Source organism: Paraburkholderia franconis (genome assembly GCF_009362735.1).
GTDB lineage: Bacteria > Pseudomonadota > Gammaproteobacteria > Burkholderiales > Burkholderiaceae > Paraburkholderia > Paraburkholderia franconis.
Genome location: NZ_WHNP01000080.1, coordinates 1 through 14065, shown reverse-complemented (window position 1 = coordinate 14065; position 14065 = coordinate 1). Strand labels below are relative to the sequence as shown.

Genomic DNA, 14065 nt, shown 5'->3' with positions numbered 1-14065 from the left:
TCATGATTTCGTTTTACCGCCGCCTCCCCACAAACTCGACAGAGCCCCCGCCGCGGTATTCAGGCCCTCTGCAGAATGTCCATCGCCTGATTGGCATCGTCCAGAGAGTCGACGGCGAGATAGGCAATGAACTGTGAGCCGAGTACAGCGGCAGAAACACCGCGGAGGTTGATCCCTCCGTCTGCCAGCTTCTGGGTCAATTCAGCGACGATCCCCAGTTGATCCAGTCCCATCACACGGACGGAGTGAAGACTCGGTGTGACGTTGAACCCGACCTGTGTGGCGGCACGGATCTCCTTGTCCCCCTGCAGCGGTGCAACAAATACGACCCCGTTGCCCGGTGATTCCGGCGTGCGACGTGCGACAACGAACTGCAGGTCCGCGCCGGCATCCCGCAAGGCGCCTAATACGCGTGCAAGCCCGCCCGGCCTGTCCTCGATGGTGGCTGCCCAGACATCGACACGTTCCACGAGCAGTTCCATGGCAAATTCCTCCAGTTTTTTGCATCCCGATTAAAAAATCTACTTCACGAGTGGCCGGTGGGCAAGGCTGGCGTGATCGACACGCGTATGTTGCGTCCCGTCGATTGACCGCACCTGCGCGTGAGAGCGGGTCGCGCATTTGGGTGCGCCGCCTCTGCGGACGATGGGAGACACCGATTGAAGTGACCAAAGCGCTGCGGGGCCGCATCTCACAGTCACAAGGCAGGTTGACGACGGTCCGCCCTGGCTGTCGACCCGACCCTCGTTAGGCTTGGTAACACCGCCGGACTGGGCTTAAATGGGTTTATGCAATCTGACGTCTCAGCCGCTACGCCGAATCGCGACAGAAGAGTACAAGATCGTGTCGTGCGACGCGGGCAAGGCGAGAGGTGTCGTGCCCTGGAAGGGCCCCAGATCAAGGAGGAGCCGTCATGTCTCGCAACAAGTCATCGCGCCACGCTATCACGGAGCAACAGACGGCTGACGTCTCCGAGGCGCAGATCGCCGTGCACTGGCCGGAGGAGGACTACTTCCTGCCGCCGCCCTCATTCGTTGCCCAGGCCAATCTGGCGGACCCGGGTGTCTTCGAACGCTTTTCCCTCGACCGGTTTCCCGAGTGCTTCAAGGAGTTCGCGGATCTGCTCGACTGGTACAGGTACTGGGAGACGATGTTCGACGCCAGCAATCCCCCGTTCTGGCGCTGGTTCGTCGGCGGCAGGATCAACGCCTGCCATAACTGCGTGGATCGCCATCTGACCCGGTACAGGAACAAGACGGCGATCCACTTCGTGCCCGAGCCCGAAGACGAACGGGTGCAGCACGTCACCTATCAGGAACTCTTTATCCGCGTCAACGAATTCGCCGCGCTGCTGCGCGATTTCTGCGGCCTGAAGACAGGCGACCGCGTCACCCTGCATATGCCGATGGTGGCCGAACTGCCGATCTCGATGCTTGCCTGCGCCCGGCTTGGGGTGATCCACTCTCAGGTGTTCAGCGGCTTCAGCGGTGCGGCCTGTGCGGACCGCATTCTCGACTCCGAAAGCCGGCTGTTGATCACGATGGATGCCTACTATCGGTCTGGCAAGCTGCTCGATCACAAGGAGAAGGCCGACACCGCATATGCCGAGGCCGCCGCCAAGGGCCAGCGCGCCGAGAAGATCCTGATTTGGCAGCGCTACCCGGGCAGGTACTCGAGCCCGACGAAGCTCGTGGAAGGACGAGACGTCATCGTCAACGACACCCTCAAGGAGTTCCACGGCAAGCGCGTCGAGCCCGTGCAGATGCCGGCGGAGGCACCGCTTTTCCTCATGTATTCGAGCGGCACCACCGGGCGTCCCAAGGGCTGCCAGCACGCGACCGGCGGCTACCTCGCCTACGTCGCCTGGACATCGAAATACATCCAGGACATCCATCCCGAAGACGTGTACTGGTGCATGGCAGACATCGGCTGGATCACAGGCCATTCGTACATCGTCTACGGCCCGCTTGCGCTCGCGGCCTCAACGGTCGTGTACGAAGGTGTGCCGGTCTACCCCGACGCCGGGCGCCCCTGGCGAATTGCCGAAGACCTCGGCGTCAACATATTCCATACGTCGCCGACGGCGATCCGTGCGCTGCGGCGCAGCGGACCGGACGAGCCGGCGAAGTACAACTACCGCTTCAAGCACATGACGACCGTGGGCGAACCGATCGAGCCCGAAGTCTGGAAGTGGTATCACCAGTCTGTCGGCAAGGGCGAGGCGGTCATTGTCGATACCTGGTGGCAAACGGAAACGGGCGGTTTCCTGTGCAGCACAGTGCCCGCACTGCACAAGATGAAGCCCGGCAGCACCGGTCCGGCGATTCCTGGCATTCACCCGGTTATTTACGACGACAACGGCCAGGAGCTTGCGCGCGGTTCCGGAAAAGCGGGCAACATCTGCATCCGCAATCCCTGGCCCGGTGCTTTCCAGACCATCTGGAAGGCGCCGGAGCGCTACGTGAATACATACTATTCCCGTTACTGCAAGAACCCGGAAAGCAAGGACTGGCGCGACTGGCCGTACATGGCGGGAGATGGTGCCCTTGAGGCGGCGGACGGCTACTTTCGCATCCTTGGACGCATCGACGACGTGGTCAACGTCGCGGGCCACCGTCTCGGCACCAAGGAAATCGAGTCGGCTGCGCTGCTCGTGCCGGACGTCGTCGAGGCGGCGGTCGTGCCGGTCGCCGACGAGATCAAGGGCAAGGTCCCCGAACTCTATGTTTCGCTCAAGCCGGGCGTAGAGTCGACGCCCGAGATTGCACGACAGGTCTCGGACACCGTCGTTTCCAGGATCGGCGCGATCGCGAAGCCCCATCGGGTTGTCATTGTTCCCGACATGCCCAAGACCCGGTCCGGCAAGATCATGCGGCGAGTACTGGCCGCCATCTCCAATGGCCAGGATCCCGGAGACGTGTCCACGCTGGCCAATCCGGAAGTCGTGGACCGTATCACGCAACTTGTCCGGTAGGCTGGCAGGGCTGGCGCACACGACCGCATGTGTCCGGGCAAATCCAGCTCGCCGGGGTAGCTTGCACGTTGATGGGCACTGGCATCACGTCACGGCGCATGCTGATGCGCAGCGCTTACGATGATGCGCTATCTTGCGGCTCAGGCATCGGCCGCCGCTCAAGTCTGATCAGAGGCCGTTCATGAACGTTCTTGTCCCAATCGCATTTATTCTGATTATCGCGAGCATGATCTCGGCACTGTATTTCATGATGCGCGATCGGGGTAAGACGCAACGGATGGTCTGGTCGCTGGCGACGCGTGTCGGTCTGTCGATTACGCTTTTCCTCTCGATCCTCGTTGCGAACTGGATCGGCTGGATCCACCCGACCGGAATCCCGTTTGACCGCTAGCAGCCAGCAGCAACCAGTTACCAGTGGCTAAACCTGAAGTCGGGTGGCGGATCCGGCGGAAAACTCGCATAGGATGCCGAGAGCGCTCGCGTCTGCTTTGCGCAGAGTTGGAAATTCCGTTTTAAGTGAACTTCCGCGACTGCCGCCGGAAACTCGGCGGGCTTCGCGACGGATGCCACGATGTCACACTTCGTGTGTCTCGCCGCGGCTCGCAACGAGCTATTGCGAAAGATTGGCTGGGATGTTGAGGTCGACGGGATGTTTGGTGTGCCAAGGATAGATGTGTACGCGGGTCAGGACACGCAGATATCTGTACTCGCAGCACTTCGGCATCTCGGATTTGGCGAGGGCAACACAGTCCGCATCTCAACCGATCGTACCGTCGGATTCTCGTCGATAAATCGCGTGCGGCGCTTGCTGACATGACCGGGCCGTTGCTCGTCGTCGCGCAGGCTGGCCAGATCAACACAGGCGCTTTTGATCCCGTCGACGCAATTGCGGATATCACTCACGAACGGCAGGGATGGCTTCACGTGGACGGGGCCGTCGGTCTTTGGGCAAGGGCGTGTCCGGCAAAGGCTCACTTGGCAAACGGAATCGAGAAGGCCGATTCGTGGGCCCCCGTTGAGCACAAGAGGTTGCAGAGACCATATTACACCCGATACGCATTTGTCCGGAACGCGGAAGCACATCGACAGGCGATGAGAATTGAGGCGAGCTATCTCACCGCGTCGGAGCAAGGCGTACATGACCCGCGTAACTATGTTCCGGAGCTTTCGCGCTGTGTTCGCGGGTTTGTGACTTGGGCAATCAATTCCGCGCTCGGCCGGCAGGGCATCGCCGATATGATCGAATGCCATTGCCAACTTGCACAGGCCATGTCGCAACGTCTGACTGAAGAACCCGGAATCTACGTGCTGAACGAAGTCGAGCTGAACCAGTTTGTCGTGCAGTTTGGATCACCAACATCTTCCGAAGCATTTGAAGGCCGTTATCAGTCGTGTTCAGACAGACCGTGTCTGCTTTGTGTCCGGGGCGGCTTGGAAAGGCTTGTGGGCAATGCGCGTTTCAATCATTTCTTGGCCGACGACAAGCACAGATGTTTTTCGGGCGGCAGATGCGATCGTTGATGCTTGGCGTTCCATAAGAGACGCCGCTGGGACCTAGGGGGCGGTCGATCGTCTGGTGTCGGAGTTATAGCTGACAGCCCTTCGACCTCCGCCAACGGCAGGAGAGGGTCGGAGTGCGCATCGGCTGGCATTAGACCTGATGCAGTTGCATGAATCCGGGTCAATCCTGTTACGGGAGCTTCGATCCATCGCCTTCGCGAGGGTCGTGGCGTGGCCCGGATCAACGATCGGATCGCCTTCGCTGCATGGCTTCTGGCCACGATTGGACTGGTGTGCTCCGCGCGCTCAAACCGGTCAACAGCAACGGACCGTAGCGAGATCATCACGATCGGTCGAGCGGCGCAGAACATCGAGAAAGCCCATAGCGCCACCCACTTCAATGCGCTATGCGATGGTCGATCAGTTCGAACTGGCCGAAGTACTGCTGTCGCATGCGATCCGGGTCGCCGTACACGTAACGCATCTGTCCGGGCCACGAGTCGAACATGCACAGGCTGCCGGTGCGCAGCTGACGTCGTGCGTATCGAGTCGCAGCTTGGCCGTTCGAGGAACTAGCGCGACGCGTCCCGCTTTGATCTGCTCGCCCTCGCCCTGTACTTCCACCAGCTCAGGAAGTTGGTCACGGCGGCCGCGATGAACGTGACGATAGTGGAGGTCGACGACGCGATGAGTGTCATTTCCTGAGTATCACGCGAAGACGTTGTCGATTGGTGTTGCGAAGCAGTTGAAGGTGGGACTGCGGGAGCGCTTCCCGGCAAGGCTCGCGATGCGCTTTTCGACCGCACGACGGTGACTTGCGGCGGCTGGTCCGCCGATATGATGTAACGCGAGAAAAGGGCGGTAGTTACGCAGGAAAAGCCGACAAATAGACCGAGGAATAACCGGCACAACAGCTCGAGCCGAGGGAAGTTTGCCACGCCTGCCTCCACCTTCGACGACGGTTGCAGCACACTCATATTGCGCCACAATCTCGCTGAATTGATATTTCAGGCGTAGAAATGGAGTCCCCTCTTTGGCACAGTTTCCGTCATCGGGAGCCATTGACGCGCGTGGCGGAACGGCATGACAAGGCGCTTGCCCGCGCTGACCGGTGCAGATGCAGGAATTATTGAAGCAGACCACTTCAAGACGCCGCCCGAGCCGTGCAATTGCAGCCGCCCGACCAGCCTAGCGCAGCCGCCCGACCAGACTAGCTCGAATCATTGCGTGAAACCCAGCTACCCTGGTAGATTTCGCAAGACAATCCGACAACGCACGAGCGGCTGTTTCCGCCTTGCCGTTTGCGCTCGATTCGCCCGTCTGAGGCCCGCTCGCTGTCGCTGATTGAACAGCACCGGCAGAAATGGGCGTTGCCAGCCGGAGTACGGATCGTCGTAAGCTACGAGGCGGGCCAGGACGCGTTCTGGATCTATCGTGCCTTGCGGGCTCGCGGGATCGAATGTTATGTCGTCAATCCCGTGAGCATCCCCATTGAACGCCAGAAGCGGCGCGCCAAGACGGACCGGCTGGATGCGATCAGGCTCGTCATCAACCTGCGTGCGGGCATGATGCTCTCCTTTGAGCAAGCGTTGACAAGCCGATTTTACGGATCGGCTCGCCGACCTTCCTGCTACATAGCTTCGCAAGGCCGCCAATCGTCCCCAGTGTTCCGCAAGAAACCCATGATGCGCTATAACACAGGCGGCAGCGCCCCGTTGACCGGAAGATCACTGGTGCCCGCATGCGACGTCACCGGACGCCGCGTGACGAGCCCGGCACATAGCATGGTCCGGGAATCGTCGGTGACATTGGTGAGCGGCGCAAGCTGCATCCCGTTTGAGAGATCGAGTCGATTCAGACGCTTCCCCCTTGCGCTGCCCTGAACCAACCACGCCGGAGCACGCCATGGCCATGCGCAAGCGGGAAGATGATGAGGTGTATCCAAACGCCGCCGGCATCGATGTGGGCGCGTCGAGCCACTGGGTAGCAGTTCCACGAACCGCTGACGACCAGCCGGTGCGAGAGTTCGGCACGATGACCGGTGACCTGAACGCGATGGCCGACTGGCTGCTTGCGTGTGGGGTCGACACGGTGGCACTCGAATCCACCGGAATCTACTGGATACCCGTATACGAGGTCCTCGAGCAGCGCGGCCTGACAGTCTGGCTCGTTGATGCGCGCCAAATGAAGTATGTCCCCGGCAGCAAGAGCGACGTACAGGACTGCCAGTGGCTGCAGAAGCTCATGAGTCTCGGACTGCTGCGCGCGGCCTGGCGCCCTGCCGGCGAAGTCTGCGTGATACGCGCGGTAGTGCGGCAGCGTGAACTGCTGCTCACCGAACAGGGCAGCTGGATACAGCGTATGCAGAAGGCCCTGGGCGCAGATGAACCTTCAGCTCACCGAGGTACTCTCCGATGTCATGGGCGCGACCGGCCAGGCGATCATCCGCGCCATCGTCGCGGGCGAACGCGACCCGAAAGTGCTTGCCCGTTTCCGCCACAATCTCGTCAAGGCGCTGACCGGCAACTGGCGCGAGGAGCACCTGTTCGTGCTCGCGCGGGCGCTGGCGATGTTCGACAGCCTCGCCCAGCGCATCCTCGAATGCGATGCGAAGACCGAGGCGTTACTCGTCCCGCTCGCCCGGCACCACGTCCAGCTGACCGGCCCCGACAAGAAGCGCCAGAAAAACACCCCCGGTTCGACGCGCGTGCCGCGCCCGCGCGTTGGGCGGGTGTAGACCTCACGCGCATCAACGGCCTATCCGTCGCAACCGTGATGACGATCCTCTCCGAGATCGGCCCGGACCTGAGCCGCTTTGCGAGCGTCAAACACTTCTGTTCGTGGCTGCGCCTATGTCCCGCCACGAAGATTAGCGGCGGCAAGACGCTGTCTTCCGGCACGCGCCCCTCCGCCAACCGTGCCCGGCAGGCACTCAAAATGGCAGCCATGAGCCTCTCACGCAGCGACTCAGCCCTCGGCGCCTTCTACCGCCGGCTATGCGCCCGCATGGACAAGCCGCGCGCCAACACCGCCGTGGCCCACAAGCTCGCCCGCATGGTCTACTTCATGCTCACGCGCGGCGAAACCTTTCTTGATCAGGGACAGCAACGCTATGAGGAACAGCAGCGACAACGCAGCATCGCTGCCCTCAGGCGACGTGCTTCCGCACTCGGATTCCAGCTCCAACCGAACGCGCAGACTCCATGAAAACGAACCCTTTCTGCACGGTTTCTTGAGACATCTAACACCGTCTAATGAAGCCATTCCTGAAAATGGCCGACGGTGAGCGACGCTTTTCCATTGACGCGTAGCCGCGTCTGCGAGCGCTTTGCGATTTTCTGCTTCCCCGATCGTCTTTTCTCTGCGGACAGTTCGTCTGACACTGCCTGTCCTTCGCGACGATGCTCGTGTGATACCCAAACATAGCGATCTTGCGCGGGCGGTACCCATTCGTATCGAAGTTGAAGGTTTGCCTGTCTAGACTTCGATGGCCAGTTACACGGTCTTGCATCCGTAACGAGGCACCCTGTCATCCACGAGGAGGGGTCATCCATCATGAAATCATTCGCGATTGCAGTTGCCGCTGCGTCGGCGCTTTCCTTGCCGCTCGCCGCGTTCTCGCAAAACGATGCGGCGCCGACGCGCGCACAGGTTCGCGCCGAGCTGCAGCAGCTCGAACAGGCAGGCTATGACCCCGCCAAAGGCGAAGACCCGAATTATCCAGCAGACATCCAGGCGGCCGAGGCGCGCGTATGGATGCAAGGCGGAGCAACCGCCTACGGTGGCGTGACGCCCGGTTCATCGGCAGCGGGTTCGCGCGCAACCGCGCAACCCGCCTCTTTGGACGAGATCAAGCAACTCTACTTCGGCGGCCAATAGCCGCCCTGCGTATCCGCGCGTGGCCCGGCTTGCCTGGCGACGCGCAGATACCATTCCGGGAACGCAATCGCGTCAGACCATGTGATCCAATGCGCGCATGTCACTGACGCGCTTACATGACACTGCAAGGACGGGCGGTATCGCAATGAACCGCCGCCCAATCGAATCTCAGTTCGTCGCCCGCGAAAAGATCTTCGAAATCGCCTGCGCGGCCGCGCCAGCGTTTTTCTCGTTCAGCGCCGCCACGCACATGCGGCCAGACCGGATCAGGTAGACGCCGTGCCGCTCGCGCAGCAGGTCGACCTGCTCCGCCGACAATCCCGTGTAAGTGAACATCCCGCGCTGCTCCAGATATCGCGCGAGGAGCGCGTCCGGCACGTTGCCGCGCAAACGATCATGCATTCCGGCGCGCATGCGGACGATGCGCGCGCACATGGTCGCGAGTTCGTCTTCCCACGACTGCCGCAGCGTGGGTGTCGTGAGCACCCGGGCAATGATCTTCGCGCCGTGCGTCGGCGGGTTGCTGTAGTTCGCGCGCACAGCGCTCGTCAACTGCCCCAACACACGTCCTGCGACGTCCCGCGACTCGCAGATGACCGACAGACCACCGCAGCGCTCGCCGTACAGCGAGAAGTTCTTCGAGAACGAGTTGGCGACGAACGCGGGCACGTTCTGGCGTGCGAGTTCGCGAATCGCGAATGCGTCGGCATCGATGCTCGCGCCGAAACCCTGATAGGCCATGTCGATGAAAGGCAGCAGTTCGCGCTTCTTGAGCACCTCGATCAACGTCACCCATTGCAACTCGCTCAGGTCCACGCCGGTCGGATTGTGGCAGCACGCGTGCAACAGCACGACACTGCGCGCGGGCAGCGCATCGATGGCCGAGAGCATCGCTTCGAATTGCAGTCCGCCGCTGTTTTCGTCGTAATACGGATACGTGCTGACGTTGAAGCCGGCGCGCTCGAAAATGAAGCGATGGTTTTCCCACGTCGGATCGCTCACCCAGACCTGTGAGCCCGGGAAGTAGCGCTTGATGAAATCCGCGCCGACCTTGAGCGCCCCCGAGCCGCCCAACGTCTGCACAGTCGCGATGCGTCCGTCGGCGCGCGCCGGCGAGTCGTCGCCGAATACCAGCGACTGCACGGCGTCGCGATACTGCGCAAAACCCGCCATCGGCAGGTACGGCTTTGGGCCGGGTTCCGCGAGCAGTTGCGTTTCGGCCTCGTGCACGGCTCGCATGACGGGCAAACGGCCGTCCTCGTCGTAATAGATGCCGATGCTCAGATTGACCTTGTTGTCGCGCGGGTCCTTCGCGAAGTTCTCATTCAGCGTGAGGATCGGGTCGCCGGGATAGGCATCGATGTGTTCGAACATGGCAGTTCCTGCGAATGGCAAAGAGATGGCAAAGAGATTATCCAAGCGCGCGAGATTCAACGAGCGCGATCGGCTCGCCGCAACGCAGTTCGAACGTGGAACAGCCTTTCTTGCCGTCCCACGGCCGATTGCGTGCCTAGCGCAGTGGCACGCCTTGCGGTACCGGGTCGTCCGCGCGCCGGCTGCGCAGGCGGTAGCCGATACCCAGCACAGCGAGCCAGACGGGGATCAGATAAACCGAAATGTGCAGGTCCGGAATCAGGCACATCACCACCAGAATGCCACCGAGAAATGCAAGGCACAGATAGTTGGTGAGCGGATAGCCGAGGCTGCGGAACACGGTCGTTTCGCTTGCGCGTGCCTTGGCGCGGCGGAATTGCAGATGAATGATGCTGATCATCGCCCAGTTGATGATCAGCGCCGACACGACGAGACCCATCAGCAATTCGAACGCCTTGCCCGGCATCACGTAGTTGATCACCACGCACGCGGCCGTCGCGAGTGCGGAGACACCGAGCGCCACGAGCGGAATGCCGCGGGCGTTGACCTTGAGCAGCGCGCGCGGCGCGTTGCCTTGGCCCGCGAGGCCGTAGAGCATGCGGCTGTTGCAGTACACGCCGCTGTTGTAGACCGACAGCGCGGCCGTGAGCACCACGGCATTGAGTACGTTGGCCACGAAGTTGCTGTTCATCGCGTGGAAGATCAGCACGAACGGGCTGCCTCCGGTGACCACTTTTTCCCACGGATACAGCGAGAGCAGCACGCCGAGTGCGCCGACGTAGAAGATCAGGATGCGGTAGATCACCTGGTTGGTCGCGCGCGGGATGGTGTGCGACGGATCATCCGCCTCAGCGGCGGTGATGCCGACAAGCTCGAGTCCGCCGAACGAAAACATGATGACGGCCATCGCCATCACGAGTCCCGAGATGCCGTTGGGGAAGAAGCCGCCATGACGCCAGAGGTTGGACACACCCGCCTCAGGCCCGGCATTGCCCGAAACGAGCAGATAGCCGCCGAACCCGATCATGCCGACGATCGCCGCGACCTTGACGATCGAGAACCAGAATTCGAGTTCGCCATACGATTTCACGCTCGTGAGGTTGATCGCATTGATCGCGCAGAAACACACGAGCGCCGAGATCCATGTCGGCAGACCCGGCCACCAGTATTGCATGTAGATGCCGACTGCCGACAACTCCGCCATCGACACGAGAATGTAGAGCACCCAATAGTTCCAGCCCGATACGAAGCCCGCGTATTGCCCGCAGTACTTGCCCGCGAAATAGCTGAAGGAGCCGGCGACAGGCTCGTCGACCACCATCTCCCCGAGTTGCCGCATGATAAAAAAAGCGACGATGCCAGCAATCGCATAACCGAGCAGTACCGACGGTCCTGCCGATTTGATGGTCTGGGCGATGCCGAGAAACAGCCCCGTTCCTATCGCGCCCCCGAGCGCGATCAGTTGAATGTGACGATTCTTCAGGCCGCGTTTGAGCGTGCCCTGCCCTTTGTCTGCCACGGTGTCTTCTCCTGTGTCCTGCGGTTGGTTCCGGACGCCACGCCTCGCGGTTCGCCTGCCCTGGTGAGGCAAGCGAGATGTGCGAAGGCGTCACGGCCGGCGCTTGTGACGCCGGCGCCGTATCCTGCTGGGATCTGTATTGTTGAACCGGCCCATGAGCCGGGTTGCGGGCACGTCAGACCTTGAGCGTGCCCCGTTCGATCTGGTCGCGTTCGAGTGACTCGAACAGCGCCTTGAAGTTGCCTTCGCCGAAGCCTTCGTCGCCCTTGCGCTGGATGAATTCGAAGAACACCGGGCCAAGGAGGGGTTTTGAAAAGATCTGCAGCAACAGCCGCGGCGTGCCGTCGGCGGTGGTGCCGTCAAGGAGGATGCCTCGCGACTGCAGTTCGCCAACGGGCTGGCCGTGACCCGGCAGGCGCCTCTCGAGTGCCTCGTAGTAATAGTTGTTCGGTCCCGTCATCAGCGGCACGCCTGCCATTTGCAGGTTGTCGATGATTCGGATCAGATCGTCCGTGAGGAACGCGATGTGCTGAATGCCTTCCCCGTTGAACGCCATCAGGAATTCCTCGATCTGGCCGCTGCCCTTGCCCGACTCCTCATTCAGCGGGATGCGGATCTTGCCGTCGGGCGCCGTCATCGCCTTCGACGTCAGGCCCGTGTATTCGCCCTCGATATCGAAGTAGCGCAATTCGCGAAAGTTGAATAGCTTCTCGTAGTAGTTCGCCCAGTACGTCATGCGGCCACGATAGACGTTGTGCGTGAGATGGTCGACGATGCGCAGGCCGTGACCGACGGGCCGGCGCTCGACACCTTCGATGAACTCGAAATCGATGTCATAGATCGACTTGCCGTCTTCGAAGCGATCGATCAGGTAAAGCGGCGCACCGCCAATGCCTTTGATCGCGGGCAGGCGCAACTCCATCGGACCGGTGGCGATCTCGATCGGCTGGGCACCCAGCGTCAATGCGCGTGCGTACGCCTTGTGCGAGTCCTTCACGCGAAACGCCATCCCGCATGCGCTCGGACCGTGCTCGGCGGCGAAGTACGCGGCTTCGCTGTTCGGCTCGCGGTTGACGATGAAGTTGATTTCGCCCTGGCGGTACAGCAGCACGTCCTTCGATCGGTGACGCGCCACCAGTGTGAAGCCCATCTGCTCGAACAAAGGTTCGAGCACGTTGGGCGTGGGCGAGGCGAACTCCACGAATTCGAAGCCCATCAGTTGCATCGGATTGTCAAACAGGTCGGCCATGTTCGTTTCGCGTTTGTCGGAGAGTGGATGATTCGTTGAGGTGCAATGCACGGCATATCGGGTGCGGTGTTGTATGCCGGATGTCGCTGCGCAAGTGGGCGTGCCGCGACTGCCGGACGGCGCGCCGTATGCGCGTGCACCGCAGCAATTTCGGGAATCAGTGTAATTTCCCTTCGACGCAATAGGATTTCCTAACGGACGCAGACAAACCCTAATTTGCCCATTAAAATTTCCTCCCACCAGTTACGTGAGAAAGAAAAGTGCAGACGCTTGAGATTGACCGTATCGACATGCGCTTACTGGGGATCCTGCAGACCCGGGGGCGCATCTCCAATCTCGAACTGGCGGAGGCAATCAGCTTGTCGCCGGCGCAGACGCTGAGGCGCCATCGGCGGCTCGAGGAACTCGGGGTGATCCGGTGCTACGAGACCCGCCTCGACGCACAGGCACTCGGCTTCGGCGTGGTAGCCTTCATCCAGGTGACGATGGAGCGTGGCCATGTCCGCGACCTGGCGAAGTTCAAGGGCATGGTCGCGGAACTCACGGAGATCCAGGAGTGCTTCGCCGTCACGGGCGATATCGACTACATGCTGAAGGTGGTGGCACGCGACCTGAAAGCGCTGTCGGAATTCCTGCTCGATACGTTGATGCGCATTCCTGGCGTGAGTGGAGTCAAATCCAGCGTTTGTCTCGACGAACTCAAGTGCACCGGCGCGGTTCCACTCGCGACCTAGAGCCCGCTTCGCGCACGTAATCGATCATCAGCGTTTCGCGGAATCGTCGTCTGGTGAGTCCTTGTGGACGGTCTCCATGTCGACGGTCCGTTCGTCGTCGCTAAACACGTGCGCCTGCCGACGCAGCGCGCGGGTCTTTGACCAAAGATAGCCGGCGACGGCTCTGGTGCAAATAGGGTTGGCGATCAGTTAGAGTTGTCGTAGCAAAACGAACTGATAACCCGCGATGAGCAAGCTGAAGAGTCTGGATGAGTTGTTCGGTGGACGCCATTTTGATCGGGAGATCATCGTTCTGTGTGTGCGCTGGTACCTGCGGTACAAGCTCAGCCTACGCGATCTGGCCGAGATGATGGCCGAACGGGGTTTGTCGCTGGCTCACACGACGATCCTGCGCTGGGTGAGGCGTTATACGCCCGAGTTCGTCAAACGCTGGAACCGCTTTGCTACCCCTGCGGGTCGCTCGTGGCGTGTCGATGAGACCTGCCTGACGATTCGTGGCAGGTGGGTCTACCTATACCGGGCGGTCGATCGGGCTGGTCAGACGGTGGACTTCATGCTCAGGGCGAGGCGCGACGTGGGCGCGGCCAAAGCCTTTTTCAGCAAGGCGATCAGGCATCAGGGCCAGTCGCCGGAGATCATCACGCTCGATGGCTATGCTGCCTCGCACCGCGCGGTGCGCGAGATGATGGTCGATGGTTCGCTGCCTGAAGACACGAAGGTCCGGTCCTCGAAATACCTGAACAACCTGATCGAGCAGGACCATCGCCATATCAAATCCAGAACGAATGTGATGCTCGGCTTCAAACGGTTCAGAAGCGCCGCGACGACGATTTCAG

Annotated in this window: 12 protein-coding genes and 1 pseudogene; 8 read left to right on the top strand and 5 right to left on the bottom strand. The window is 61.1% G+C overall.

Annotated elements, in window-relative coordinates:
- Positions 1-59 precede the first annotated feature (59 nt).
- Positions 60-482 (bottom strand): ACT domain-containing protein, encoded by a 423-nt coding sequence (locus GCT13_RS40025; protein ID WP_152767433.1) that lies wholly within the window; start codon positions 480-482, stop codon positions 60-62.
- A gap of 431 nt (positions 483-913) precedes the next feature.
- On the opposite strand from GCT13_RS40025, the gene acs reads away from it, so the two are divergent.
- From acs to GCT13_RS40010, 3 genes are all read left to right on the top strand, one after another.
- On the top strand, positions 914-2974 hold the full coding sequence (acs, locus tag GCT13_RS40020) for an acetate--CoA ligase (protein ID WP_152767432.1): 2061 nt from the start codon (positions 914-916) through the stop codon (positions 2972-2974).
- 181 nt (positions 2975-3155) lie between these two features.
- On the top strand, positions 3156-3365 hold the full coding sequence (locus GCT13_RS40015; RefSeq protein ID WP_152767431.1) for a twin transmembrane helix small protein: 210 nt from the start codon (positions 3156-3158) through the stop codon (positions 3363-3365).
- 422 nt (positions 3366-3787) lie between these two features.
- Positions 3788-4495 (top strand): pyridoxal phosphate-dependent decarboxylase family protein, encoded by a 708-nt coding sequence (locus GCT13_RS40010; RefSeq protein ID WP_152767430.1) that lies wholly within the window; start codon positions 3788-3790, stop codon positions 4493-4495.
- A gap of 687 nt (positions 4496-5182) precedes the next feature.
- On the opposite strand, the gene GCT13_RS40005 is transcribed toward GCT13_RS40010, so the two are convergent.
- The gene (locus tag GCT13_RS40005) at positions 5183-5536 is read right to left on the bottom strand and encodes a hypothetical protein (protein ID WP_152767429.1); all 354 of its coding nucleotides are present in this window, start codon (positions 5534-5536) and stop codon (positions 5183-5185) included.
- 272 nt (positions 5537-5808) lie between these two features.
- Between GCT13_RS40005 and GCT13_RS40000 the strand changes: the two are divergent.
- The 3 genes and pseudogenes from GCT13_RS40000 to GCT13_RS39990 form a co-directional block, all read left to right on the top strand.
- Positions 5809-6036: pseudogene (locus tag GCT13_RS40000) on the top strand (IS110 family transposase); the annotation flags it as partial.
- 343 nt (positions 6037-6379) lie between these two features.
- A complete protein-coding gene (locus tag GCT13_RS39995) occupies positions 6380-7681 on the top strand; it encodes an IS110 family RNA-guided transposase (RefSeq protein WP_321574932.1) in 1302 nt (433 codons plus the stop codon).
- A 348-nt stretch (positions 7682-8029) separates the two neighbouring features.
- Positions 8030-8353 (top strand): DUF4148 domain-containing protein, encoded by a 324-nt coding sequence (locus tag GCT13_RS39990; RefSeq protein ID WP_152767428.1) that lies wholly within the window; start codon positions 8030-8032, stop codon positions 8351-8353.
- 168 nt (positions 8354-8521) lie between these two features.
- Here GCT13_RS39990 and GCT13_RS39985 read toward each other — a convergent pair whose 3' ends face one another.
- The 3 genes from GCT13_RS39985 to hppD all read right to left on the bottom strand — a co-directional run bounded on the left by GCT13_RS39985 (position 8522) and on the right by hppD (position 12495).
- Entirely contained in the window at positions 8522-9727 is a 1206-nt protein-coding gene (locus GCT13_RS39985; protein WP_152767427.1) for an amino acid aminotransferase, read from the bottom strand.
- A gap of 136 nt (positions 9728-9863) precedes the next feature.
- Positions 9864-11246, bottom strand: coding sequence for an amino acid permease (locus GCT13_RS39980; RefSeq protein WP_321574931.1), 1383 nt, complete (start codon positions 11244-11246; stop codon positions 9864-9866).
- Positions 11247-11421: 175 nt separating this feature from the next.
- Positions 11422-12495 carry a 4-hydroxyphenylpyruvate dioxygenase gene (gene hppD / locus GCT13_RS39975; protein ID WP_152767426.1) on the bottom strand — a complete coding sequence of 358 codons (1074 nt, stop codon included), beginning with the start codon at positions 12493-12495 and terminating at the stop codon, positions 11422-11424.
- Between the two features lie 260 nt (positions 12496-12755).
- Here hppD and GCT13_RS39970 point away from each other — a divergent pair, with 260 nt between their 5' ends.
- Both GCT13_RS39970 and GCT13_RS39965 read left to right on the top strand, forming a co-directional pair.
- A complete protein-coding gene (locus tag GCT13_RS39970; protein ID WP_321574930.1) occupies positions 12756-13229 on the top strand; it encodes an Lrp/AsnC family transcriptional regulator in 474 nt (157 codons plus the stop codon).
- A gap of 226 nt (positions 13230-13455) precedes the next feature.
- A partial coding sequence (locus GCT13_RS39965) for an IS6 family transposase (RefSeq protein ID WP_152767425.1) occupies positions 13456-14065 on the top strand: 610 nt, incomplete at its 3' end.